Raw genomic sequence first — 23540 nt, forward strand, 5'->3', positions numbered from 1 at the left:
AGGGCCCCGAAGGGCCCCGGTTTCCGTCAACGGTCGGGCGGTGTCACTGCAGCGGATGCCCGGCATGGCTGGAGGCGAGGCTCCGGCCCTGCCGGCCGTTCAGGAACATCCGTGCGCCCGGCGCAGCCCCGGCCCGGTCGGCCAGTTCGGGGAACAGCGCAAGGATTTCGCGATGCGCTTCCTCGCCGATCGCCCGCAGCGCCTGTTCGCCGGTGTAAAGCGATTCGGACTGCGCGCCCTCGGCATAGACCACCTCGTGGCGATCGAAGAGCACATGGACATAGGTGATCTCGGTGACGTCCTCGGCCACCTCGACCCCGTCCAGCGCCAGCAGGTGCTTGGCCGCGACCAGCACCTCATCCGTGCCGAACAGCTTCTGCGCGATGGCCGAGCGGACCATCATCCGGTGCTGGGGCGAGACCAGCAGGTCGCGCCTGGGCAGCCGGTCGCCCAGCACGCCCTTGCGGATGCGGATCGGCCGCAGCCGCGGCATGGCCGCGAGATCCACGGCGTCCAGCCTGCGGCTGCCGATCCAGCGGATCGGCTGCAGCCCGTTGTCGGCCGTCTCCACCAGATCGCCGACCGACAGCTTTTCAACCGGGCGCTGGCCCTTGGCCGTCGCCAGCCGCACACCGGCGGTGAAGCAGGGAACGGGGTGGAGATTGTCGGGCGGGCAGTAATTGTAGTCGCCGTCCTTGTCCGGGATCGCCTTTCCCAGCTCGATCGAGGCGATGGGCTTGGCATTGATCGCCTCGACCCCCTTGCCGTTTTCCGGCGGAACAAGGAAGGTGCGGCCCAGATCGTCCTGGATCACGGTGACCAGCGCCTCGGCACAGGTGCCATCCGTATAGGTGATGACCGCCTTGTATTGCGAAACACCGTCGAACCTGAAGCTGTCCACCTGCTTGACGATGTCCGTCCCCCGCTGCGGCACGTCGACCGCGGGGGAGGTGCTGAAGGTATCGTAATGGCCCAGGAGGTTGTTGCCTTCCAGCTTGCCATCCCGGTTCCAGTCACGGGTGACGGTGATATCGACGATGTTGCCCGCAAGCGGATCGTCGCCGGACCCGAAGGTCGTGCCGCTCAGGCAGGCAGCGGATTCAGCGCCGGGAATGAGTTCCCATTGGTCGATATACTGATCTTTGTGAACGTCGCCGAGATAGATGGCTTTGAACGTCGTATCACAGCCGCCCGGCGTGGGGCAGGAGCAGAAGGTCATACTGGTAACTCCGACAACCGGAAAACTGGTAAACACGCGGCCGAACAGGCTTAGCTCGCTTATGCCTCAAGCCTTCGGCAAACAGAACAATAAAGTTATATAAACCCCTGCATGTTCAGGTGGTTGATGCAACCAGTGCACATCCTTGAGGAGAGAATTACGCAAGCTTCATTGGCTTTTTGCCGCCTCGATTGCGTTGGAAAAAAAACAACCCTTCCAGGTTGCAGCTCGGCGGGTTGTCACCCCCTCAGGATTCGCCTACAGCAGCCGCTGATCGTCTTTCCTTTGCACGCCGGGGGCGGCTCATGATCATCATCATCGCCATTGTCCTCGGCGCGTTTCTGGGCGACCTGCGGGCCCGCCGGGTGCAAGGAAACGTCAAGGACCGCCTGCAATATGCTGCGGCCCACGCGCTGGCCTTCGCCATTCTGGGGCTGTTCGCGACGATCTTCATCGACCGCGCCATGAGGGGCTGAGGCCGATGTTCCGCCCATTCCTCAACACGCTGCGTCGCCACGGGGTTCCGGTTTCCCTGCGGGAATGGCTGGACCTGATGGCGGCGATGCAGGCAGGCGTCGCGGGCTGGTCGGTGGACGACTTCTACACCGTCGGCCGCGCGATCCTGGTCAAGGACGAACGCCACATCGACCGCTATGACCGCGCCTTTGCGGAAAGCTTCTCAGGATTGGAAACGATCCCCGTCGAGGCTCTGGTCAGCGAGGCCGCCCTGCCCCGCGAATGGCTGGAAAAGCTGGCCGAGAAGCTGCTGACCCCTGAGGAGAAGGCCGCCGTCGAGGGCGCGGGCAGCTTCGAGGCGCTGATGGACAAGCTGCGCGAGCGGCTGGCCGAGCAGAAGGGCCGCCATCAGGGCGGCAACAAGTGGATCGGGACGGCGGGCACCTCGCCCTTCGGGGCCTACGGCTTCAACCCGGAAGGCGTGCGGATCGGGCAGGACGAAAGCCGCCACCGCCGCGCGGTCAAGGTCTGGGACAAGCGCGAGTTCCGCGACTTCGACGACACGGTGGAACTGGGCACCCGCAACATCAAGGTGGCGCTGAAGCGGCTGCGGCAATGGGCGCGGCATGGCGCGGCCGAGGAACTGGACCTGCCCGGCACCATCCGGGCCACGGCCGACCACGGCTATATCGACGTCCAGACCCGGCCCGAACGGCGCAATGCCGTCAAGGTGCTGCTGTTCCTGGACGTGGGCGGCAGCATGGACGACCACATCCGCGTGCTGGACGAACTGTTCTCGGCCGCCCGCGCCGAGTTCAGGAACCTCGAACATTTCTACTTCCACAACTGCCTTTACGAATCCGTCTGGCGCGACAACCGCCGCCGCTGGGACCAGACGATCCCGACCTGGGACCTGCTGCACCGCTATGGCCGCGACTGGAAGGTGATCGTGGTGGGCGATGCCTCGATGTCGCCCTACGAGATCGCCGCCCCCGGCGGCGCCAACGAGCACTGGAACCCCGAGCCGGGCGAACTGTGGCTGCGCCGGCTCTGCGAGACATGGCCGGATCACGTCTGGCTGAACCCGGTGCCCGAACGCCACTGGGGCCATACCCAGTCCATCGGCATGATCGCCCGCATCTTCGAGAACCGGATGATGCCGCTGACGCTGGAAGGGCTGACACGGGCGATGCGTGTTCTCGGCTAGGCCGTTGATCGTCCCCCCTGCAGCGCCCAGATTGGCGGCATGAAGCTGCTGCCGATCCTGCTCATCATCCTTTACGCCGTCGCCATGTGGCTGCTGTCGGCCTGGCGCCTGCGCCAGCAACTGACAGAGAACTCGACCCCGCTGGAGGACCCGCGCCTTGCGGCGGCGCTGGACAGGCTGGGCCGCGCCATGGGGATCGGGCGGGTCAAGGCGCATGTCTACGAAATCAAGCCGGTCAACGGCCTGGCCGCGCCGGATGGACGGGTGTTCCTGACGCGCGGCTTCCTCGATCAGCTTGACGCCGGGCGGGTGACGGAAGCCGAACTCGCCTCGGTGATCGCACATGAGATGGGCCATGTGACCCACGGCCATGCGCGGCGGAGGATGATGGATTTCGCCGGGCAGAACCTCGTCCGCATGGTGCTGGCCACGACCTTCGGCCGCTTCATCCCCTTTGTCGGCCTGTGGATCGCCGGCCTCGTTGCCTCGGCGCTGGCGGCCCGGCTGTCGCGCGAGGATGAATACGAGGCCGACGCCTTCGCCGCCGCGCTGATGGTCAAGGCGGGCTTCGGCACCGAACCCCAGAAGGCGCTGCTGTCACGGCTGGACAAGCTGACGGGCATGAGCGGCCGCCCGGTCGCATGGCTCGCCTCGCACCCGCCGATCCCGCGGCGGATTGCAGCTATCGAGGCGCTGGAACGCCGCTGGAAGCTGCCCGTGGCCTGACCCTTGCCGCGCCCGCCCTTCGGGACCACATGGGGCGCATGACCATTCCGCCGCGCTTCGACGTCACCTCCGAACAGATTGCCCGCGTCGTCCAGACCTTCTACGCCGCCGTCCGCCGGCACGAGGTGCTGGGTCCGGTCTTCGCCCGTCATGTCACCGATTGGCCCGCGCATGAGGACCGGATCGCCGCCTTCTGGCGCAACGCGATCCTTTACGACCGGGGTTATGACGGCAATCCGATGCAGGTCCACCGGGACGCGGGCGACGTGCGCCCCGCGCATTTTGACGACTGGCTGATGCTGTTTGACGCGACGCTGCTGCGGGTGCTGCCGCGGGACACGGCGCGGGCGTGGTCGGCGCTGGCGCACCGCATCGGCGCGGGGCTGCGGATGGGCCTGCGCCAGCCCGAAGGCGTGCCGATCATGCGCTAGCGCCGCCCGATCCGCAGCCGGATGCCGTCGCGCCCGCGCACGGTCAGCCGGGCGACCGGCACCGGGTCGACCGCGCCGCGCCCCAGCCGCAGGTCGCGGCAGATCGTGGCCAGCATCAGCGGCCCCTCGATCATGGCGAAACCCGCCCCCGGACAGACCCGCTGCCCTACGCTGAAAGGGATATAGGCCGAACGCGCGCAGGTCCGGCCGTTCGGGGTCTCCCAGCGGCCGGGGTCGAAGGCGTCCGGGTGGTCCCAAAGCCGCTCATGCCGGTGCAGGTGCCATGGCGACAGCACGACCTGCGTGCCCCGCGGCAACTCGCGGTCGCGGAAGCACTCGGGCTGCACCGTTTCCCGCACCATCATCGGCACCGGAGGGTAAAGCCGCATCGTCTCTCGGAACACCGCGCGGGCGGTCTTGAGGCGCGACACTGCCGAAAGGTCAGGCATCCCCCGGTCCAGCACCTCGCGCGCCTCGGCGGCCAAGCGATCCTGCCATGCGGGCGCCGCCGCCAGCAGCCACAGCGCCCAGCCGAGCGCGCTGGCCGAGGTCTCGTGCCCGGCAAGGAAGAAGATCGCCACCTGATCGACCATTTCGGTGGAGGTGAAGCCTTCGCCGGTCAGCGGATCGGGGGTCGTCATGATCTTGGTGGCGAGGTCGTCGGGCGCGGTTCCCGCTGCGATCTCGGCCGCCCGGCGCGCGACCATCCCGGCGATGAGGCTGCGGATGGTCGCCGCCGTCCGCCGGGTGCGCCGCCCGTGCCAGCGTGGCACCCAAGGGGGCAGCGGCACCATCGCCGCGAGGTTCACGATCGGCTGCGCGTCCTGATGGGCACGGAAGGCGGCAAAGACCTGCGCCGCCGTCTCGTCCTCGATCGGCAGCGAAAACAGGGTGCGGAAGATCACGTCGGCGGCGGCATGGCTGGTTTCCGGCTCGATGTCGATCTCGGCACCCGCACGGGCCTCAAGCCGCCGCATCACCGCCAGCGCAGCCTCCCACATCGCCGGCAGAGTTTCGCCCAGCCGCCCGCCCTCGAAGGCCGGATCGATGATGCGGCGCTGGCGTTCCCACAAGGCGCCATTCGTGACGAAGACCGACTGCCCCAGCAGCGGCGCCAGTCCCTCGCGCAGCCGGTTCGACTTGGGAAAGTCGCGCGGCCGGGTCTGCAGCACCAGCCGGACCAGCGCCGGGTCGTTGCAGACGACGCTCCGCAGCAAGGGGCTGCGGAAATCCGCCATCCACGCCCGGTAAAGCCGCGCCGGCAGAGCCGACAACAGATCGCGGCGAAAGCGGAGAGCGTAACGCAGGACGCCGCCCCGCCCCTCGGTGCTGCCGGGCTTGGGGGCGATCACCGGCACGCCTCCTGCGCGAAGGATACTTCTTTCTGGAAAAATACCCCACGGGGGTGCGGGGGTGTGAAACCCCCGCTTTTAGGGCAGCGCGCCGCAATCATGGCGCGCCCCTGCTGCGGCCGGGCCAGTCGTTGACCGCCCGCGCGATGCGGCCGGGGGAATGGGCACGGCCCGCATAGCGGTCGCCCAGCCGCAACGGCCCGGCCGTTATGGCGAAGTAGTCATAGTCCCCCGGCCGGTCGAAGGCATGCAGATACTGGAAATGCAGCCGGAACCACCGCCGCCGCAACGCGCGCCGCGTCTCGGGCGAAAGCGTCCGCGAGAAGGCCGCCGACAGCACCAGCGGCCCGCGCCGGTCGGGCGGCTCGGCCCCCGAGACGGCCACCGGATCGCAGAGGCCGAAGCAGCAGGCATCGCCCGGCGCGCTTACGTCCACCCATGTCGCCTCGGGCCGGGCGGAAAGAAAGCGCAGGTCCGCCCGCAGACGCCCCGCACGCGGCAGGAACGAAGCCATCGGCACGACATGGCCCAGGGTCAGCAGCGCCAGCCGCCCATCTGCCCGCGAGCGCCCGGAGCGGATCACGTCCGCCAGCACCGACACCGCCAGATAGGCTCCCGAGGAATGGCCGACTACCAGCACCTCGTCCCAGTCCCCGTCCAGCACCTCGGCGATGCGGCGGGCAAAGGCCGCGATGCGGTCCTCCAGCACCGCCGGATAGGCACCACCGTTCTGCGCGGCAAAGGCATAGTCGTGCATCAGGTAATAGGCGAAGACACGGCCGTCGATCCGCCGGAAGAACCACAGGACCGCCCCCGCCGCGGCCAGCCCGGCAATCAGTCCCGGCAGCCAATGGACCAGTCGCCCGCCCGCCCACCACAGGACGCCGCCCAGCGCCAGCGCCAGCGCAAGCTGCGCCAGAAGCACGACGATAGGGTAAAGCGCCGCGATCACCGGGCCGCGCCGCAGCCGCATCAGCCGGAACAGCGCGCCCGAGCCGGCATAGGTCCAGACCGTCCGCAGAAGCTGGGCATAGGTCGCGGGGATCGACCGCCCCATCGAGCCCTGCACCACATCGGCCCAGACCAGCACCTCGACATCCGCCTGCCCGGTTCCGGCCGGAAACTGCCCGGTCACGCCCCAGCCGAAGCCGGTGCAGTCGCGGCGCGGCCCGAACTCCAGCCGATAGCCCGAGATGCGCGCCTGCGCCTTGCCCTCGCTGCGGTAAAGCTCGCGGTAGCGGCGGGGCGGGACGGGATCGAAGCCGGGAATGTAAAGCACCCGGCGGCGAAACGGAGAGGTCATCGGGCGCCCCGGTTGATGCGCCTGCAGCATATCGCCTTGAAGGCGAGCGGCAAGCCGGCAAGGCCCTGCCGGAAACCGGCCGCGGCATGACCGCCGCGTTCCGGCCTGCTGATCCAGAAGCGCCGCGCGGCATACGGAGAAATGCACCCATAGCCTCACAATCGTCGCATCCGAGTGGCAGCATCGCGGGCAGCCTTTCCGGACGGACGCCATCTCCCCGCATCACTCCTTCCGAACCGTCGCTTGACGGTCATGACCGCCGGGAACGCGGCGGTGCTGATCGGCCTTGGCGGATGGGGGCTTCATCGCATCGGGCTGTCCGGGGGCGGTGGACAGCCGCATCACCTCAGCAGATGCAGGCCGGTCATCACCCAGCCGCCCAGGAACAGGGTTTCAAGGACAAGAAGCGCAACGGCGCTCGGCCCCACCTCGCGTATCCGGCCCAGCGAGGTGCCGATCCCGACCGCGGCGATCGCGATCAGCAGGCACCAGCGCGACAGGCTGGCGGCGATGTCGGACAAGGACCCGGGGATCAGCCCCAGCGAATTCAGCGCGGCCAGCGCCAGGAACCCGACCACGAAGCCGGGCAGAAGCGGCGGTCGCGCATCCGTCCCGCGCCCCGCGGATTGCCGGGACCTGATCGCCAGCGAGAAGACCAGCACCACCGGCGCCAGCATCGACACCCGGATCAGCTTGACCAGCGCCGCCGTCTCGCCCGCCTCGGGCCCCACGGTGAAGCCCGCGCCCATGACCTGGGCCACGTCGTGGATGGTGCCGCCCAGGAACACGCCGGCGGTGCGCTGGTCATGACCGAGCCAGCCGGACAGCATCGGATAAAGGACCATCGCCACGGCGGAAAGCATCGTGACCGACAGCACGGTGAAGACGAGGTCGCGTTCCGACCGCTCGTGGCGCGGCAGCACCGCCGCGATCGCCATGGCGGCCGAGGCGCCGCAGATCGCGACCGCGCCGCCCGTCAGCAGGGCAAAGCGCCACTTGCGCCCGAAAAGCCGCGCAGCCCCCAGCGCGAACAGGATCGTCGCGATGACCCCGGTGACGATCAGCAGGACCAGCGGCCAGCCCAGCCGGACCAGCATCTCGACCGAGATCCGCGCCCCCAGCAGCGCCACGCCCAGCCGCAGCACCATGCGCGCGGCCAGCGCCACCCCATGCGCCGTGCGCGTGCCCTCTTCGCCCAGGAAGTTCAGCGCCAGCCCCAGCAGCAGGGCCATCAGCATCGCCGGCGCGGCGTAATGTTCCGACAGGAACTGCGCCGTCGCGGCCACCAGCGCCGAGACGGCGAGGCCCGGGAAAGCTTGTGAAAGACCCTGCGCCCAAGGGGATTGCGGCATCGCCACCACGTCCTTTCGTCAACTCTCCTGCATTCGTCGGACCCGACGCCGCCTGCAAGCCGGAAAGGGGCGGTTTCCGCGATCAGGTGCTCATCAGGGCAGAGGACCTTCCTCTCGTCCGGGCCTGGAAAGCGCGTCGGTGAGGCCCCGATCGGCGTTCCGTCCGGCCTGGATCGCCCGCATCCTTTCAGGCCAGCGCGACTTGATGAAGGCAAGGATGGCGGCGATGTCATCTTTCGACAGGACGTCGCCAAAGGCGGGCATCCCAGATGTCATGGGCACCCCCATGTCATCCAACACCGCCTGACCGCCGCGGCGGATGTAATCCGCCAGCATGGCATCGTCATGATGCCAAGTATGCCCGGTCTCGTCATGCGGAGGCGCGGGCAGGACCCCCTCCGCATCGGGGATCTTCCAGTCGGGCTGCCCTTCCAGCCCGGTCCCATGACAGGATGCACAATGCGCGGCGTAAAGCGCCGCTCCGCGCTGCAGGTCGGGCGAGCGGCTGAAGAACCACGTCGCCGCAACGGCCAGACCGGCGACGATGACGCAAAGCCACCACCCCCAGGCGGGCCGGGGCGCGAATGAACGAGTGATGGCCATGCCGGGCAGAGTGCCGTCCCCGGTTCGCGGGTCAAGATCGTATTGTCACTTGTGACCACCCCACCTTGAGAGCGGTCCTGCAGAGAACAGCCGCCTAGGCCTTCGCCGCGCCTTTCGCCCCGGCGGTCGGCAGGCCGAAGGTTTCGATGATGCGCTGCTCGAACTCCTTGTCCGGCAGGCTGCGGCGCAGGGGCACGAAACTTTCCGCCTCGGCGCCGACGGGCACGGCGATGTCGCTTTGCTCGTTCTCGATGATCGCCTTCACGGCCTCGGCGATGGGCTGGGGCAACGGCCCTTCGTTGATGGCGGCGGCCACGACGGGAACGAAATGCCCGACGAGGTCGCGGTAGGGCGAATCCCCCGATGTGGTGTCGGGATTGGCCACCAGCCCCTTGCGCACGAAATTGGTCCCGAACAGGCCCGCAAGGACGGAATGCACCCTGATCCCGAACTGCCCCACCTCAAGCCGCAGGGAATCCGTGATCCCCTCGACCGCGTATTTGCTGGCGTTGTAATGGGTCAGCAGCGGCAGCCCCATGCGCCCGAGAAAGGACGAGATGTTGATGATGACGCCGCCCTGCGCCGCGCGCATGTGGGGCAGGACCTCGCGCGTCACCCGCAGCAGGCCGAAGACGTTCACGTCGAACTGGCGGATCATCTCGTCGTCGGTGCCGTCCTCCACCGTGGCCAGCAGCCCGAAGCCCGCGTTGTTCACCAGCACGTCGATGCCGCCGGCCTGTGCGACCACCTGCGCCACGGCCTCGCGCACGAGAGCCGGGTCCTGCACGTCCAGCCGCACGGTCGTCAGCCCGGCACCCTGCGCCCGCGCCGCATCCATCAGTTCCGCCTCGCCCTCGCGGACGCCCGCAAAGACGCGGTAGCCGCTTCGGGCAAGAAGAAGCGCGGTCGCCCGCCCCATGCCGGATCGCGCGCCGGTGATCAGAACGCTTTTGCTCATGCCGTCTTCCCTCGTGGTTCGTTGCGGCCGGCCGCAACCGAAGCAGGCTGCATCCCGCCGGCACGGTCGAACGCTCATGGCAGCAGGCCGGATCCACGGGGCTGTCCGGGTAGCGCCGGCAGAGTGGCGGCCTGTCCCCTCGGATCGGGCGCACAGGACCTGTTCGAGACAGGGCGCGGTGCCATGTCACCCGTCCTCGGACATGGCAAGCAGATGCAGCAATCGCACGTCCGGGGTCAGGCCCTGACCGGAGCGGCTTGCGAAGGGCCGGATCGGTCAGGACGTTTGATGACGGAGAACCGGGTTGCTCGACGAAAGGCCGGAAACTGAACCGGACAGCCCCAAGCCGGGCTGCTGCAACATGATGGCGTGAGGAAGCATCAGGCGGATCGCCGTTCCTGCCCGCCCAGTCGAGAGCGTTGGCCTGACCCTTCGGATGGTCAGGCGAGCACCAGTTCAAATCCCGACAGCCTGTCGATCACCCCAGCCGATAGTTCGGCGACTCGCGCGTGATCTGGACGTCGTGCACATGGCTTTCCTTCAGCCCCGCGCCGGTGATGCGGACGAACTGGCAGCCCCCGCGCATCTGCTCGATCGTGGCGTTGCCGGTGTAGCCCATCGCGGCGCGCAGGCCCCCGACCATCTGGTGCAGGACCGCCGCCACCGAGCCCTTGTAGGGGACCTGCCCCTCGATCCCCTCGGGAACCAGCTTGTCGGACGCCGCGTCCTTCTGGAAATAGCGGTCCGCCGAGCCGCGGGCCATGGCGCCCAGCGAGCCCATGCCGCGGTAGGACTTGAACGAGCGGCCCTGGTACAGGATCACCTCGCCGGGGGCCTCGTCGGTCCCGGCGATGGCGCTGCCGACCATGGCGCAGGTGGCGCCCGCCGCAATGGCCTTGGCGAAGTCGCCCGAGAACTTGATGCCGCCGTCCGCGATCACCGGCACGTCGCCCGCGCCCGCCACCGCGTCCATGATGGCGGTCAACTGCGGAACGCCCACGCCTGCGACCACGCGCGTGGTGCAGATCGAGCCCGGCCCGATCCCGACCTTGATCGAATCCGCGCCGGCATCGACCAGCGCGCGGGCGGCCTCGGCGGTCGCGACGTTGCCCGCGCAGATCTCGACATCCGAGAAGGCCTTCTTCAGCCGGCTGACGGCCAGCGCCACGCCCTCGGAATGGCCATGCGCGGTGTCGATGACCACCAGATCCACGCCCGCTTCGATCAGGGCCGAGGACCGCTCGAACCCTTCGTCGCCGACCGTTGAGGCGGCGGCGACCCGCAGACGGCCGAAGTCGTCCTTGCAGGCCAGCGGGTTCAGGACCGACTGCTCGGTGTCCTTCAGCGTCAGAAGGCCGGTCAGCTTGCCCTGCCCGTCCGTGACCAGCAGCTTCTCGATCCGGCGGGCCTTCATCAGGCTGATGGCTTCCTCGCGGTCGGCGGGCTCGTGCAGGACCGCAAGGTTGTCCGAGGTCATCATCACCCGCACCGGCGTCCGGTCGTCGCTGGCAAAGCGCATGTCGCGGTTGGTGACGATGCCGACCACGCGGCTGGTCGCGTCAACGACCGGAAAGCCGGTCACGTTGTATTCTTCCTGCAGCGCCTTGGCATCGGCCAGCGTCTGGTCGGGCGACAGGGTGATCGGGTTGTAGACGATGCCGGATTCGAAGCGCTTGACGCGGCGGACCTCGTCGGCCTGCTGTTCCGGCGTCAGGTTGCGATGGATCACGCCGATGCCGCCCGCCTGCGCCAGCGCGATCGCCATGCGGCTTTCCGTCACCGTATCCATGGCGGAACTGACCAGCGGGATGTTCATGCGGATGTTGCGCGAGACGCGGGTGGTCACATCCGCGGTCGAGGGCAACACGCTGGAAGCCGCGGGAACCAGAAGAACGTCGTCGAAGGTCAGCGCCTCGCGAATCTGCATGGGGATGATCCTGTCAGGGTTTCGTTTGGCAGTTTCCCCTTTCACGCGCCGGGCGAAAAGTCCAGCGGCGGCTCAGGCGATCGCGGCGTTGGACCGGGCGGGCAAGCGGCCCTGCATCCATTCACGCAGGACCAGCGCCAGAACCGGCAGGACGGTCAGCGTGGCCAGCACCAGCAGCACCCCCGCGATCAGGCGATGCGCCTCGCCGGGCGCAGCCATCCACAGGGCGACCCAGGCGGCGGCGGTCGCCGACAGGGCAAGGGCCGGGGCGCCCCAAAAGGCCGAGAAGCCGTCCGCCAGCAGCCAGCGTCCCCCGGCCAGCATCGCCAGCACGCCGACCAGCGCCAGCCAGGCAAGCGCCGCACCCAAGGTCGTCGCGTCGACCGCCAGCAGCACGGTCGCCAGCACCGGGACGGGCGCGAGATGCAGCGCCAGCAGCGGCCGAAGCGGGGCCGGAACGCGCAGGCGCAGCAGTTGCCGGACGCTCAGCATCCAGATCAGCGGCACGCCGATGGCGGCGGGCATGCCGAGCCACGCCAGCACGGGCCAGCCGAGCAGCATCCCGGCCTGCGCCGCCACCGCAAGACCGGCAAGGCTCAGGTGCCAGTCCGGCGAGACCATGCGGCGCTCGGGCGGGCCGTCGCGCAGCAGGGGCAGCATGGCAACGACTGTCCAGCCATGCAGAAGAAACCCAAGGATCAGCAGCAATCGCCCGGCGCCGATGCTGAGCGTCGCCCCGACAAGCCCCCCCAACAGGTAAAGCGACAGCATCGCGGCGCCGACCCCTGCCCTGCCCGGCAGGATCGCCAGTTCCTCCGTCATCACCGAAGGACGGCGCGCCAGCTTGCAGCCATAGGCGAAGAGCGCGAAGGCAGCGATGGCGGCGATCATCCCGGCCAGCATCTGCCCCGCCCCGGCGGGCAGCGCGAAGGCCCCTGCGCCGACCACCCAGGCAAGGCCCAGTTCCAGCGCGGCCAGAACGGCAAGGAACATCACCGGAGGCACGCGGCGGAAGCGGCCGGGCGGCACCGGGCGGGGCATGGCGAAATGCAGGCGTTCGCGGCTCATGCCCCATGATCGCAGGCCTTCGCAAGGATGCAAGCGTGGCGGTTGCGCCACGCAGCGCCCGGATGCGCGCCCCATACGCCGCGTCATGTGTCGGTGCTGATTGACCGAAGCGGGCAGAAAATCGCAGAAGATAGGCAAGAACCCGCTCAAAGGCGGACTTTCGGGAGGAAAGATCATGAAACGCACATTTATCTCGACCGCCGCATTGCTGCTGACCGCCGCGCCGGTTTTCGCCGGCGGAATCGAGCGGGCGCCCCAGTCGCTCGGCATCCTGTTCGAGCCGGGAAATTACGCGGAACTGAGCTTCGGCGGCGTGAATCCCACGGTCCGCGGCACCGACGTGGCGGGCGCTGCCACCCGCGACGTGGCGCAGGGCTACGGCTTCTTCGGCCTCGCCTACAAGCACCAGTTCAACGAGAACCTGTCGGCCGCGCTCATCATCGAACAGCCCTTCGGCGCGGACCTTCGCTATCCGCTGGCGCCCGACGGATCGCCGGTCCTGGGCGGCACGCGGGTGGAAGTGAACTCGACCACCTACACGGGGCTTCTGCGCTACAGGTTCGAGAACAACTTTTCGGTCCACGGGGGTGTCCGCGCCTCGCATGCCGATGGCGGGGTGAGGCTGGACGGCGCGGGCTACGCGGCCACCGCCGGCTACGATCTTGAGATCGACAAGGAATGGGGCGTCGGCTACGTGGTCGGCGCGGCCTATGAGATTCCCGCGATCGCGGCCCGCGTGTCGCTGACCTACAACTCGCCGATCGAGCATGATTTCGGGATGACCGAAAGCGGCGGCCCCCTGCCGGCGACGTTCCGGGGCGACTACACGGTCAAGACCCCGCGCAGCTGGGTGCTGGAAGGCCAGACCGGCATTGCGGCCGACACGCTGCTCTTCGGCTCGGTCCGCTGGGTGAAATGGTCGGAGTTCAAGGTGGACAACTTCCTGTTCCCGATCCCCATCGGGGCAGGCGTCCCGCTGGTCGAGGTCCAGGACACGATCACCTATACCATCGGCATCGGCCGCAAGTTCACCGAGAACTGGGCCGGCTCGGTCTCGTTCCTGTATGAGCCGAGCGAGGACGGCTTCGCCTCTCCGCTGGCCCCGACCGACGGCCGCAAGGCGATCACGCTGGCGGCGATCTACACGATGGACAACCTCAAGGTCACGACCGGCATCAACTACACCAAGCTGGGCGATGCGGACCTCGGCGTGGGCGAAACCGGCAACAAGCGCTACGTCGCCACGATGGACGACAACGACGCCATCGGCTTCGGCGTCCGGGTCGGCTACAGCTTCTGACCGCCGCCATTCCGACCAGAGGCCCCGCCCCTGCGGGGCCTTTTCCTTTCCCCCCACGGCCCTTAGGAACTGCCCGTTGCGATCAGGACGGGCGGGCAGATGTATTCCAGCGGCAAGGCGTGGCTTCAGGCCCCGGAAAAGCGGGTGATGCTGTTCGGGATGTCGGGCTTGGGCAAGACCCATGTCGCGTCGATGCTGCGCCGGTCCGGCGCGTGGTTCCATTACAGCGTCGATTACCGCATCGGCACCCGCTACATGGGCGAATTGATCGCCGATGACTTCAAGCGCCACGCCATGAAGGTGCCGCTGCTGCGCGAGTTGCTGATGACGGACTCGGTCAGGATCGAGTCGAACATCACCTTCGACAACCTCGCGCCGCTGTCTACCTATCTCGGCAAGCCGGGCGATCCGGCGCTGGGTGGCCTGCCCTTCCACGACTACAAGCGCCGGCAGGACCAGCACCGCGCCGCCGAAATCGCCGCGATGCTGGATTCGGACCATTTCATCACCCGCGCGGCAGAGATCTACGGCTACCGCCACTTTGTCTGCGATACCTCGGGGTCCATCTGCGAGGTTGTCGATCCCGAGAACCCCGACGATCCCGTGCTGCGGGCGCTGGCCGCGCTGATGCTGCCGGTCTGGATTCGCGGCACCGAGGCACATACCTCGGAACTCGTCCACCGCTTCGACCAGGCGCCAAAGCCCATGTATTACCAGCCCGCCTTCCTCGCCGCCGCATGGAAGGATTATGGCCGCACGTATCCCGGCCCCGTCGATCCCGACGCCTTCATCCGCTGGACCTATGCCCGCGCACTGGCCCATCGGCAGCCCCGCTATGCGGCCATGGCCCGCCGCGGCGTCATCGTCGAGGCCGACGAGATCGCCCGTGTGGCAGGCCCGCAAGACTTCGTCGATCTGATCGCCGCCGCGATCGACCGGCAAGACCGAAAGGAAGACTGATGCCCATCACCCTGCCCGAGAACCTGCCCGCCTTCGACATTCTGCGGTCCGAGGGCGTGATGGTGATGAGCCCGGACCGCGCGGCGCGGCAGGACATCCGCCCACTGCGCATCGCGCTGCTGAACCTGATGCCGAAGAAGATCCAGACGGAAAACCAGTTCGCCCGGCTGATCGGGGCAACGCCCCTGCAGATCAACCTGTCGTTGATCCGCATGTCTGACCACGAATCCAAGAACACCGCCGCCGACCACATGGAGTCCTTCTATCGTGCCTTCGCCGAGGTCGAGGCCGCGGGCGAGCGTTTCGACGGGTTGATCGTCACCGGCGCACCGGTCGAACACCTGCCCTTCGAGGAGGTTACCTACTGGGACGAACTGCGCCGCGTCTTCGACTGGACGCGGACCCATGTCCATTCCACCTTCGGAGTCTGCTGGGGCGGCATGGCGATGGCTTGGCATTTCCACGGATTGCCCAAGCGCCTGCTGGACGCCAAGGCCTTCGGCTGCTTCCGCCACCGCAACCTCGCCCCCGCCTCGCCCTACCTGCGTGGCTTTTCCGACGACGTGCTGATCCCGGTCAGCCGCTGGACCGAGGTGCGGCAGGAGGACATAGACGCGCGGACCGAACTGACGACGCTGCTTGCCTCGGATCACGTCGGGCCGTGCCTGGTCGAGGATGCGGCGCATCGCACGCTTTATATCTTCAACCATCTGGAATACGATTCCGGCACCCTCAAGGACGAATACGACCGCGACGTGGCTGCGGGGAAACCTATCGGGGTGCCCGCGAATTACTATCCCGATGACGACCCCGCAGGCTGCCCGTCGAACCGCTGGCGCAGCCATGCGCATCTGCTTTACGGCAACTGGATCAACGAGATCTACCAGACCACGCCGTTCGACCTGAACGACATCGGACGCGGATGACATGAAGAAGAAGCCGGCTCCGTCGCAGGAAAACCCCCTTGTCGGCCAGATCAGCCGGTATTTCCGCGACGAGGCCCCGGCCGCCATCCGCCGCGCGATCGAGAAGGCCGACGCGGATGACATCCTTGACCCGAGCTATCCCTATCGCGACGAGATGTCCCGGCGCGACTACGAGGACCGGGCCGAGGCCCTGCAGGTACAGATGGTCACGATGCTGGGCGACGTGATCGCCAGCGGCAAGCGCGTGGTCGTGCTGTTCGAAGGGCGCGACGCCGCCGGCAAGGGCGGCACCATCGACGTGATGCGCGAAAACCTCAATCCGCGCTCGGCCCATGTCGTGGCCCTGCCGAGACCGACCGAGCGCGAGGCGGGGCAATGGTATTTCCAGCGCTATGTCGCCCGCCTTCCCGCCGCCGGAGAGATCGCGCTGTTCGACCGAAGCTGGTACAACCGCGGCGCGGTCGAGCGCGTCTTCGGCTTCGCCTCGGAATCGCAGCGGGCGCAGTTCTTCCGCCAGTTGCCGGATTTCGAAAAGCTGCTGGTGGATGACGGCATCATCCTGGTCAAGCTGTGGCTGAACGTGGGCCGGGCCGAGCAGTTGCGCCGTTTCCTCGACCGCGAAAAGGACCCCCTGAAGCGGTGGAAGCTCAGCGCCATCGACGTGGACGGGCTGGGGCGCTGGGACGACTACACGGCGGCGATCGGCGAGACCCTGTCGCTCAGCCACACGCCGGTGGCGCCATGGACGGTGATCCGGTCGGACGACAAGCGGCGCGCCCGGATCGCGGCCATGCAGGCGGTTCTGGGCCGGGTGGATTACGCCGGCAAGGATCACGCCCTGATCGGCGCGCCCGATCCGCTGATCGCCGGCGGGCCGGAGATGCTGCGGCGCTAGCCCCGGCTCGGGCCGCGTCAGTAGGTCGAGAAGCTGAGGCCGATGAAGGTCTCGTCCTCGACGAACTTGTGGCCCAGCCGGACTTGGAGCCGTCGGGTCACGGGCGCCGAGGCCATCAGCGTCGGCGTCACCTCTCCGCCCGCCTCGTGCCAGACCGACACCTGTCCACCCAGGCCCGAAGGCATATGCGTCAGCCCGCCCACCAGCAGCGCGGCATCGTCGATGGCGGTGTAATCGGCCATCACGAAGGTGCCCCAGCGGCCGTATTCGGCCCAGCGGTCCGCCGACAGCCGCATCCCGGCCTGCAGCCGCGCGCAGCTTTCGCCCTCGGCGTCGAGGCAGCGGGTCCAGCGATGGTCCTCGCGCTGCCACCACGCGATCTCCTCGGCCTTCAGGGCGGGGCCGGCGCGCAGTTTCCATGGCGCGCTGTCGTCGCCCACCTGCCAGGTGTAGAGGGCCGAGGCGCGGGACCACAGCTCTCCGTCGTCGCGGCCAAGGCCGAAGCCCCAGACGATCCGCCCCCGCTCGATGTTGGTGACAAGCTGGGCACCGCCCTTCCAGGCGTCGAACTGGGTCCATGTGCCATCCCCCGCAGCCCCGGCGCAGGGGGCCAGCAACGAAACGATCAGCAGGACTACACGGCGCATCGGGGATCCCCTTTGCGCCAAGTCTACCGTCAGGATGGTTGACGGATGGTTAAGACGGACCCGCTTGCCCGCACCGCAGGCGCGGCCTAGCATCTGAACAGATGTTCATTTCCGGAGAGGAAACCATGGACCTGTCGAATGCCCGCGCCATCGTCACCGGCGGCGCCTCGGGCCTTGGCGCGGCGACCGCGCAGCATTTCCGCCAGCGCGGCGCGCAGGTCACGGTGCTGGACCGCGACGAGGCGGGCGCCGGGGCGGTGGCGGCAATGGGCGCCCATTACGCCCGCGCCGATGTCACCGACGAGGATTCGGTCGCCGCCGCCATTGCGCAGGCGGTGGGCCACATGGGCGGCATCGACATCTGCGTGAACTGCGCAGGCATCGTCATCGGGGAAAAGACCGTGGGCCGGGATGGGCCGCACAAGCTGGACAGCTTCCGCCGCACCATCGAGGTGAACCTGATCGGCACCTTCAACGTCCTGCGCCTTGCCGCCGCCGAAATGTCGAAGAACCGGCACGAAGGTGAGAACGGCGTCATCGTCAACACGGCCTCCATCGCCGCATTCGACGGGCAGAGCGGGCAGGCCGCCTATGCCGCGTCCAAGGCCGCCATTGCCGGCATGACCCTGCCCATCGCCCGCGACCTCGCCCGCAACCGCATCCGCATCTGCACCATCGCGCCCGGCATCTTCGGCACCGCCATGCTGCGCAGCCTGCCACAAGAGGTGCAGGACAGCCTTGCCGCCGAGGTCACCAACCCCAAAAGGCTGGGCGAGCCCGAGGAATATGCGCGCCTTGCCGCGTTCATCGTCGAAAATGCCTATATGAACGGCGAAACAATCCGCATCGACGGCGCGTTGCGGATGCGTTGAGCCAGGAAAGGCGAACATGACCGACCGGATGCCCCTGCCCGACGAACCGCTGGACTGCCTCATCGTCGGGGGCGGCCCCGCGGGGTTGACGGCTGCGATCTATCTTGGCCGCTTTCATCGACGCGTGGCGGTCGTGGACAAGGGCGAGGGGCGGCTGCAGATGGTCCCCCGCTCGCACAACCATCCGGGCTATCCCGAAGGCGTGACGGGTGTGAACCTGCTGGAGGACATGCGCGAGCAGGCCACCCGCTATGGCGCGACGCTGCTGCCCGGAGAGGTCACGGCGATCACGCGCGAGGGCGAGTTGTTCCTGGCCGAGACTGACGAGGGCCGCGTCAGCGCCCGGACGGTCATGCTGGGAACCGGCGTCGTGAACCATCGCCCGCCGCTGGACGAGGCCACCCATGCCGATGCGGTGGCCCGCGGTCTTCTGCGCTATTGCCCGATCTGCGACGCCTATGAGCAGACCGGCAAGCGCATCGGCGTCCTTGGCGGCAATCGCCACGGGCTGGCCGAGGCGATGTTCCTGCGCAGCTACAGCCGCGACATCACCCTGATCCCGATGACCGGGATGCGGCTGGACGAGGACGAGCGCGACCAGGCCGGCGAGGCCCGCGTCGACATCGTCGAAAGGCCCATGTCTGCGCTGAACTTCGACAACGACTGCGTCCAGGTCACGCTTGAGGACGGGCAGCGGCTGGTCTTCGACACGCTTTACGTCGCGCTGGGCACCCATACGCGCAACGAGCTGGGCGTGATGCTGGGGATCGAGCTTGCGGAAGGCCAGTGCTTCGTCACCGACGAGCGTCAACGCACGACCATCCCCGGCATCTATGCCGCAGGCGACGCAGTCCAGGGGCTGGACCAGATCGGCTTCGCCATCGGGACCGGCACTCGCGCGGCGGTCGCCATCCATAACGACCTGCGCGACCAGGACGGGCAGATGCTGGACTGAGGGGCGGCGACCCGCCCCCTACCGGGCCTTAGCGGTTCACCTGACCGGAGTTGAAATAGTCATAAGGCAGTTCGGCCACCCGCAGCCATTGCTGCTGCTTCTGCCAATAAGCCGACCAAGGTTCATAGATCCTGCGGAAGTTCTCGTTGCTTTCGGCATATTCCGCGTAAAGCTTGCGCGATTCGGCAAAGGCTGCCTCCAGCACGTCGTCCGGGAAGGCCTTGAGCTGCGCGCCCGACTGGATCAGCCGCAGCAGCGCGTCCGGGTTGCCGTTGTCATACTTGGCCACGCAATGGGTCAGCGTCTCGGCGCAGGCGGCCTCAAGCGCGGCCTGGTAATGCGCGGGCAGCGCGTTCCAGGCGTCGAGGTTGATGTAGAGACCGACATTCGCGCAGCCTTCCCACCAGCCCGGATAGTAGTAATGCGGCGCGACCCGCTGGAAGCCCAGCTTCTCGTCGTCCAGCGGCCCCGAGAACTCGGCCGCGTCGATGGTGCCGCGTTCCAGCGCCGAATAGATGTCGCCGCCCGCGATCTGCTGGGGCACCACCCCCAGCCGCGACAGGATGGTGCCGCCAAGTCCGGCGATCCGCAGCTTGAGGCCGCGCAGATCCTCGACCGAGTTGATCTCCTTGCGATACCAGCCGCCCATCTGCGCGCCGGTGTTGCCCGAGGGGATGACCCGGACGTTGGAGGAGGCCACGAATTCGTTGATCAGCTCCAGCCCGCCGCCCTGCATCAGCCAGGCAGTCTGCTGGCGCGTGTTCAGCCCGAAGGGCAGCGCGGTTTCAAAGCCCCATGTCGGGTCCTTGCCGATGCTGTAGCTGCCCAGCGTATGGGCGCATTCCACCGTGCCGTCGCTGGCCGCGTCCAGCGCCTGCAGGCCCGGCACCAGCTCGCCCGCCGAGAAGGCCTGGATGCGGAAGCCGCCGTCCGTCATCTCGCCGATGCGCTGCGAAAGCTGCGAGGAAATGCCGTAAAGCGTTTCCAGGCTGTTCGGATAGGCCGAGGTCAGGCGCCAGCTTACCGTGGGCTGCGCCTGCGCCAGCGCCGGTGCGGCAAGCATCGTGGCGGCGGAACCGATGCCGGCGGTGGACAGGAAATCGCGGCGTTTCATGGCATCTCTCATGCAGGTGGGACGGTCATGCAGGGCGGCGGTCCATGGGGCCGCCGCCTTTCACTTGGGGAAAAGCGCGGCTCAGAAGCCGGCCTTGATCTTTTCGAACTCGGCCAGTTGCCGCTCGCGCTGGGCGGGGTCGTTGGGGGTCTGGGCCAGCACCGGCCCGTCGATGGGACTGAGGTTCGCAATCACGCGGGGATCGTCCGCCACGGTCGCCAGCGCCTTGGTGTTGGTGTGGCCGTAGCCGATGGTGTCCAGCAGGCCCTTGGCGGCTTCCGGCGCAAGCCAGGCGTTGATGAAATCATAGACCTTGTCGTCGCTGCCCTGACCGCCCTTCAGGTTCACGAAACCGCAGAAGAAGGTCGAGGAGCCCTCGGCCGCCTCGCGCTGGAAGCCGATGGGATAGTTTTCCGCCTGCAGCAGCGGGATCGCGTCGTTCCAGGACCAGGCCACGTCCACTGCGCCCGAGGCCATCAGTTGCGACTGTTCCGCCGGGTCGGCCCAATAGGCCGTGACGTTCTGGTGCGCCTGCCGCAGCCAGTCGGCGGCGGCCTGGAACTGTTCGTCCGTGACCTCGGTCCAGTCGGTCACGCCGGTCGCCAGGTAGGCCAGCGCCCAGACATCGTCGGCGGAATCAGGCAAGCTGGTGCGGCCCTGATAAGCCGGGTTCACAAAGACCTGCAGGGTCGCGACATCCTCGGCCGGCACGTTTTCCGTGTTGTAGGCAACAGCCGTGGCGCCGAAGTCGGTCGGGATATACCACAGCCCCTCGGCATCCCGGAACACCTCGGAATCGAGGAAGCGCGGATCGATGTCCGCCACCGCAGGGATGCGGGCCGGGTCCCAGGGCTCGATCAGCCCGGCGTCGCGGTATTTCGACACCATCTGGCTGCAGGGATGCGCCACATCGGCGCGGAAGCCCGAAGACAGCTTCTGGAACGCCTCGTCGTCGTCGCCGTAAAAGGCGAAGGTCGGGCTGTTGCCGTGCTTGTCCATGTAGCCCTGGAAGATCACCGGCTCTTCGAAGCCCGCCCAGTCGAAGACGGTCAGATCGGGGTCGGCGGCCATGGCGAGGCCGGGTGCAGCAAGGGCCAGCGCGATGGCGGTGGTGCGCAGAATGGTCACGGGGGCAGGCTCCGGTTTTGATGCTTGGCAGGACGCTAGCGGCGGGCCGCCACAGGGGCAAGCGGCATGAGCCCGGCGGCCTGCGGCTGGCGCGGATGTGAGATTTCACGCGGCGTGGCCCGCGCTTTCCCCGGCCCGAAGTTTCTGCCAATCGGGGGTTCAGCACTGACTGCAGGAGCTTGCGATGTCCGACATCCCCCATCTTTCGGCCGAGATCCCGGCCGAGCCATTGGCGGCCGGTCTGGGCGCGCTGCGGCCTGTCAGGCTGGACGCCCGGCCCGACGCACAGCCCCATCCCGACCTGATCGCCGGGCACCGCATCCTCTTCGTCATGGCCGCGCCCGAGGAATACGGCCCTGCCCTGCGCCGGCGGATCAAGCCCCTGCTGACCGGCATCGGCCCGGTCGAGGCTGCCTTGGTCGTCTCGGTGGCGCTGGCGCGACTGGCGGCGAAGGACGAGCTTCCCGAGGCGGTCGTCTGCCTTGGCAGCGCAGGCTCGCGGCATCTGGAGCAGGCAGGCGTCTATCAGGCGAGTTCGGTGTCCTATCGCGACATGGACGTGTCGGCCCTTGGCTTTCCGGCCGGCATCACGCCGGGCCTGGATCTGCCGGCCGAGGTGCCGCTCCCCTTCCGCATTCCCGGCATCCCCGAGGCGCGGCTGTCATCCGGCGCGGCGATCGTGTCGGGCGCGGGCTACGATCCCATCGGCGCCGACATGGTGGACATGGAAAGCTTTGCCGTCTGCCGGGCCTGCCTCGCCTTCGGCCTGCCGATGATCGGGTTGCGCGGGATCTCGGACGGGGCCGCGCCGCTTGGCGGCTACATGGACTGGACACGCTACCTGACCGAGATCGACGGGCGGCTGGCGCAGGCGGTGGACAAGTTGGCCGCGTCAGTCGATGCGATCCTGCAGCCGGGCGCTTGACCTTGCGTGCCGCTTCGATCTTCCTCGCAGCGGCTCGACAGGAAAGGACAGCCCGATGACCCGCGACGAACTTGACCGGATCGCTTTCGACCAACCCGCTTTCGCGGAACTGCTGGGTTTTCGGCTGATCTCGGCGGAACCCGATGAAGTGGTGGCTGAACTGTCCGTGACCGAGGATCTGGCGAACCGCAACGGCGTCATGCATGGCGGGGCGCTGATGGCGATGGCCGACAATGTCGGCGGCACAGCGACGATGATCAACCTGCCCGAGGGCAAGACCACCACGACGCTGGAAAGCAAGACGAACTTCCTGCGCGCGATCCGCATTGGCGACACGGCGCGGGCGCGCTGCGTGCCCCTGCACAAGGGACGCACGACGATGGTCTGGCAGACCACCATCACACGCGGGGATGGCAAGCCCGCCGCCATCGTCACCCAGACCCAGATCGTGATCGAGTGGCGCGACTGACGGCGGGCGGCCCTCAGCGGGTCTGGCCGCTGACCGGATCGACCTTGATCTCGACCTCCCGCCCGCCGGTGGTCCTGTATTCGACCTCCCAGTAGCCGTCGTCGTCCCATGACACGTCCTCGATGAAGGCGAGGTCGGCCACGTTCGCCTCGACCGTGGCGACGATGCGCGACAGCGGCTGCGCGTCGGCGGGCGGCGGCGTGTCGGCCAGGGCGGGCAGGGCCAGGGCGCCCAGCGCAAGGGCGGCAAGTCCGGTGCGGATCATGTTTTTTCCTTTCCTTCTGGATGCCCGCCCAACGCCCCGGCCCTGCCGGCGTTCCCTCGTGGCGGCCATGTCCGCCTGGACCCTTGCAAGCGGCCCGGCAGCCTCCTAGATTGATCCCGTCCGGGTTCGCCCGGACTATGGACATAAACGCGCAGGTAATAAGCGGATCGGACCCGGGGGCGGTACCCGGCGGCTCCACCAGATCATCCCTCGTTGGGGGCGAATGGGGCCGAAACAGGATCGACGAACGTCTAAAGCTGTTTGCTTTGTCTCGGTGAGCTACCACCGTCATCGGTGCAAAAAGTACAGTTGCCAACGACAACCGTGCTCCGGTGGCTCTGGCTGCGTAAGCAGTTCGAGTTATCGAAACCTAAGTCCTTGCGCTTAGCCGCGTAAGGCGGGGTTCGCAGGCACCTGGCAACAGAAGCCTGCACTTTCCCCGTTCCATTGTCGTGCCGCTTGCCGCACACTGGCTTTCCGCC

Annotated in this window: 24 protein-coding genes and 1 other RNA gene; 13 read left to right on the plus strand and 12 right to left on the minus strand. The window is 67.8% G+C overall.

Annotated features, from left to right (window positions below; translation table 11 throughout):
• Nucleotides 1-43: 43 nt before the first annotated feature.
• Entirely contained in the window at nucleotides 44-1219 is a 1176-nt protein-coding gene (locus JGR78_RS07670; RefSeq protein ID WP_182791959.1) for a Hint domain-containing protein, read from the minus strand.
• A gap of 305 nt (nucleotides 1220-1524) precedes the next feature.
• On the opposite strand from JGR78_RS07670, the gene JGR78_RS07675 reads away from it, so the two are divergent.
• Genes JGR78_RS07675 through JGR78_RS07690 form a run of 4 tightly spaced genes read left to right on the plus strand, consistent with a single transcriptional unit; the run spans nucleotide 1525 to nucleotide 4039 of the window.
• A complete protein-coding gene (locus JGR78_RS07675; RefSeq protein ID WP_182791958.1) occupies nucleotides 1525-1695 on the plus strand; it encodes a hypothetical protein in 171 nt (56 codons plus the stop codon).
• 5 nt (nucleotides 1696-1700) lie between these two features.
• Nucleotides 1701-2882 (plus strand): VWA domain-containing protein, encoded by a 1182-nt coding sequence (locus JGR78_RS07680; RefSeq protein ID WP_182804793.1) that lies wholly within the window; start codon nucleotides 1701-1703, stop codon nucleotides 2880-2882.
• A 39-nt stretch (nucleotides 2883-2921) separates the two neighbouring features.
• The gene (locus JGR78_RS07685) at nucleotides 2922-3608 is read left to right on the plus strand and encodes a M48 family metallopeptidase (RefSeq protein ID WP_182804795.1); all 687 of its coding nucleotides are present in this window, start codon (nucleotides 2922-2924) and stop codon (nucleotides 3606-3608) included.
• A 38-nt stretch (nucleotides 3609-3646) separates the two neighbouring features.
• The gene (locus tag JGR78_RS07690; RefSeq protein WP_182791955.1) at nucleotides 3647-4039 is read left to right on the plus strand and encodes a group III truncated hemoglobin; all 393 of its coding nucleotides are present in this window, start codon (nucleotides 3647-3649) and stop codon (nucleotides 4037-4039) included.
• Here the strand turns inward: JGR78_RS07690 and JGR78_RS07695 are convergent.
• The 7 genes from JGR78_RS07695 to JGR78_RS07725 all read right to left on the minus strand — a co-directional run bounded on the left by JGR78_RS07695 (nucleotide 4036) and on the right by JGR78_RS07725 (nucleotide 12602).
• Nucleotides 4036-5391, minus strand: coding sequence for a cytochrome P450 (locus tag JGR78_RS07695; protein ID WP_370576407.1), 1356 nt, complete (start codon nucleotides 5389-5391; stop codon nucleotides 4036-4038). The two genes, JGR78_RS07690 and JGR78_RS07695, sit on opposite strands and share 4 nt — an antisense overlap.
• Nucleotides 5392-5488: 97 nt before the next feature.
• Nucleotides 5489-6694 carry a hypothetical protein gene (locus tag JGR78_RS07700; protein WP_182804797.1) on the minus strand — a complete coding sequence of 402 codons (1206 nt, stop codon included), beginning with the start codon at nucleotides 6692-6694 and terminating at the stop codon, nucleotides 5489-5491.
• 341 nt (nucleotides 6695-7035) lie between these two features.
• Nucleotides 7036-8046 (minus strand): YeiH family protein, encoded by a 1011-nt coding sequence (locus JGR78_RS07705; RefSeq protein ID WP_182804799.1) that lies wholly within the window; start codon nucleotides 8044-8046, stop codon nucleotides 7036-7038.
• 93 nt (nucleotides 8047-8139) lie between these two features.
• Complete coding sequence (locus JGR78_RS07710) at nucleotides 8140-8649, minus strand: cytochrome c (RefSeq protein ID WP_182804801.1); 510 nt, start codon at nucleotides 8647-8649, stop codon at nucleotides 8140-8142.
• Nucleotides 8650-8743: 94 nt separating this feature from the next.
• Nucleotides 8744-9607, minus strand: a complete 864-nt coding sequence (locus JGR78_RS07715) for an SDR family oxidoreductase (RefSeq protein ID WP_182804803.1) — start codon at nucleotides 9605-9607, stop codon at nucleotides 8744-8746.
• A 478-nt stretch (nucleotides 9608-10085) separates the two neighbouring features.
• A complete protein-coding gene (guaB, locus tag JGR78_RS07720; protein ID WP_182804805.1) occupies nucleotides 10086-11534 on the minus strand; it encodes an IMP dehydrogenase in 1449 nt (482 codons plus the stop codon).
• Nucleotides 11535-11606: 72 nt separating this feature from the next.
• The gene (locus JGR78_RS07725; protein WP_182804807.1) at nucleotides 11607-12602 is read right to left on the minus strand and encodes a tellurium resistance protein; all 996 of its coding nucleotides are present in this window, start codon (nucleotides 12600-12602) and stop codon (nucleotides 11607-11609) included.
• A gap of 175 nt (nucleotides 12603-12777) precedes the next feature.
• On the opposite strand from JGR78_RS07725, the gene JGR78_RS07730 reads away from it, so the two are divergent.
• The 4 genes from JGR78_RS07730 to ppk2 all read left to right on the plus strand — a co-directional run bounded on the left by JGR78_RS07730 (nucleotide 12778) and on the right by ppk2 (nucleotide 16683).
• On the plus strand, nucleotides 12778-13902 hold the full coding sequence (locus JGR78_RS07730) for an OmpP1/FadL family transporter (RefSeq protein ID WP_182804809.1): 1125 nt from the start codon (nucleotides 12778-12780) through the stop codon (nucleotides 13900-13902).
• A 99-nt stretch (nucleotides 13903-14001) separates the two neighbouring features.
• Nucleotides 14002-14862: an ATPase gene (locus JGR78_RS07735; RefSeq protein ID WP_182804811.1), complete on the plus strand. Its 861-nt coding sequence runs from the start codon at nucleotides 14002-14004 to the stop codon at nucleotides 14860-14862.
• Complete coding sequence (gene metA / locus JGR78_RS07740) at nucleotides 14862-15788, plus strand: homoserine O-succinyltransferase (RefSeq protein ID WP_182804813.1); 927 nt, start codon at nucleotides 14862-14864, stop codon at nucleotides 15786-15788. The genes JGR78_RS07735 and metA overlap by 1 nt, the downstream gene beginning before the upstream one ends.
• Nucleotide 15789: 1 nt before the next feature.
• Complete coding sequence (gene ppk2, locus JGR78_RS07745; RefSeq protein ID WP_182791945.1) at nucleotides 15790-16683, plus strand: polyphosphate kinase 2; 894 nt, start codon at nucleotides 15790-15792, stop codon at nucleotides 16681-16683.
• Between the two features lie 17 nt (nucleotides 16684-16700).
• Here the strand turns inward: ppk2 and JGR78_RS07750 are convergent, their stop codons facing one another.
• Nucleotides 16701-17330, minus strand: a complete 630-nt coding sequence (locus JGR78_RS07750) for a hypothetical protein (protein WP_182804815.1) — start codon at nucleotides 17328-17330, stop codon at nucleotides 16701-16703.
• A gap of 125 nt (nucleotides 17331-17455) precedes the next feature.
• Between JGR78_RS07750 and JGR78_RS07755 the strand changes: the two genes are divergently transcribed.
• Nucleotides 17456-18202, plus strand: coding sequence for an SDR family NAD(P)-dependent oxidoreductase (locus tag JGR78_RS07755; RefSeq protein ID WP_182804882.1), 747 nt, complete (start codon nucleotides 17456-17458; stop codon nucleotides 18200-18202).
• A 16-nt stretch (nucleotides 18203-18218) separates the two neighbouring features.
• On the plus strand, nucleotides 18219-19157 hold the full coding sequence (locus JGR78_RS07760) for an NAD(P)/FAD-dependent oxidoreductase (protein WP_234450917.1): 939 nt from the start codon (nucleotides 18219-18221) through the stop codon (nucleotides 19155-19157).
• Between the two features lie 28 nt (nucleotides 19158-19185).
• On the opposite strand, the gene JGR78_RS07765 is transcribed toward JGR78_RS07760, so the two are convergent.
• On the minus strand, nucleotides 19186-20271 hold the full coding sequence (locus tag JGR78_RS07765; protein WP_182804817.1) for a TRAP transporter substrate-binding protein: 1086 nt from the start codon (nucleotides 20269-20271) through the stop codon (nucleotides 19186-19188).
• Nucleotides 20272-20352: 81 nt separating this feature from the next.
• Nucleotides 20353-21342, minus strand: a complete 990-nt coding sequence (locus tag JGR78_RS07770) for an extracellular solute-binding protein (RefSeq protein WP_182804884.1) — start codon at nucleotides 21340-21342, stop codon at nucleotides 20353-20355.
• 241 nt (nucleotides 21343-21583) lie between these two features.
• Between JGR78_RS07770 and JGR78_RS07775 the strand changes: the two genes are divergently transcribed.
• Together JGR78_RS07775 and JGR78_RS07780 are read left to right on the plus strand one after the other, a co-directional pair.
• Entirely contained in the window at nucleotides 21584-22324 is a 741-nt protein-coding gene (locus tag JGR78_RS07775; protein WP_182804820.1) for a 5'-methylthioadenosine/S-adenosylhomocysteine nucleosidase, read from the plus strand.
• Nucleotides 22325-22379: 55 nt separating this feature from the next.
• The gene (locus JGR78_RS07780) at nucleotides 22380-22793 is read left to right on the plus strand and encodes a PaaI family thioesterase (RefSeq protein WP_182804822.1); all 414 of its coding nucleotides are present in this window, start codon (nucleotides 22380-22382) and stop codon (nucleotides 22791-22793) included.
• 13 nt (nucleotides 22794-22806) lie between these two features.
• Here the strand turns inward: JGR78_RS07780 and JGR78_RS07785 are convergent, their stop codons facing one another.
• Nucleotides 22807-23058, minus strand: a complete 252-nt coding sequence (locus JGR78_RS07785) for a PepSY domain-containing protein (RefSeq protein ID WP_182804824.1) — start codon at nucleotides 23056-23058, stop codon at nucleotides 22807-22809.
• A gap of 79 nt (nucleotides 23059-23137) precedes the next feature.
• Between JGR78_RS07785 and ssrA the strand changes: the two genes are divergently transcribed.
• Nucleotides 23138-23493, plus strand: a transfer-messenger RNA (tmRNA) gene (ssrA, locus tag JGR78_RS07790).
• Nucleotides 23494-23540 lie beyond the last annotated feature (47 nt).

Origin of the sequence: Paracoccus sp. MC1862, assembly GCF_016617715.1 — a bacterium.
Classification (GTDB): Bacteria; Pseudomonadota; Alphaproteobacteria; order Rhodobacterales; family Rhodobacteraceae; genus Paracoccus.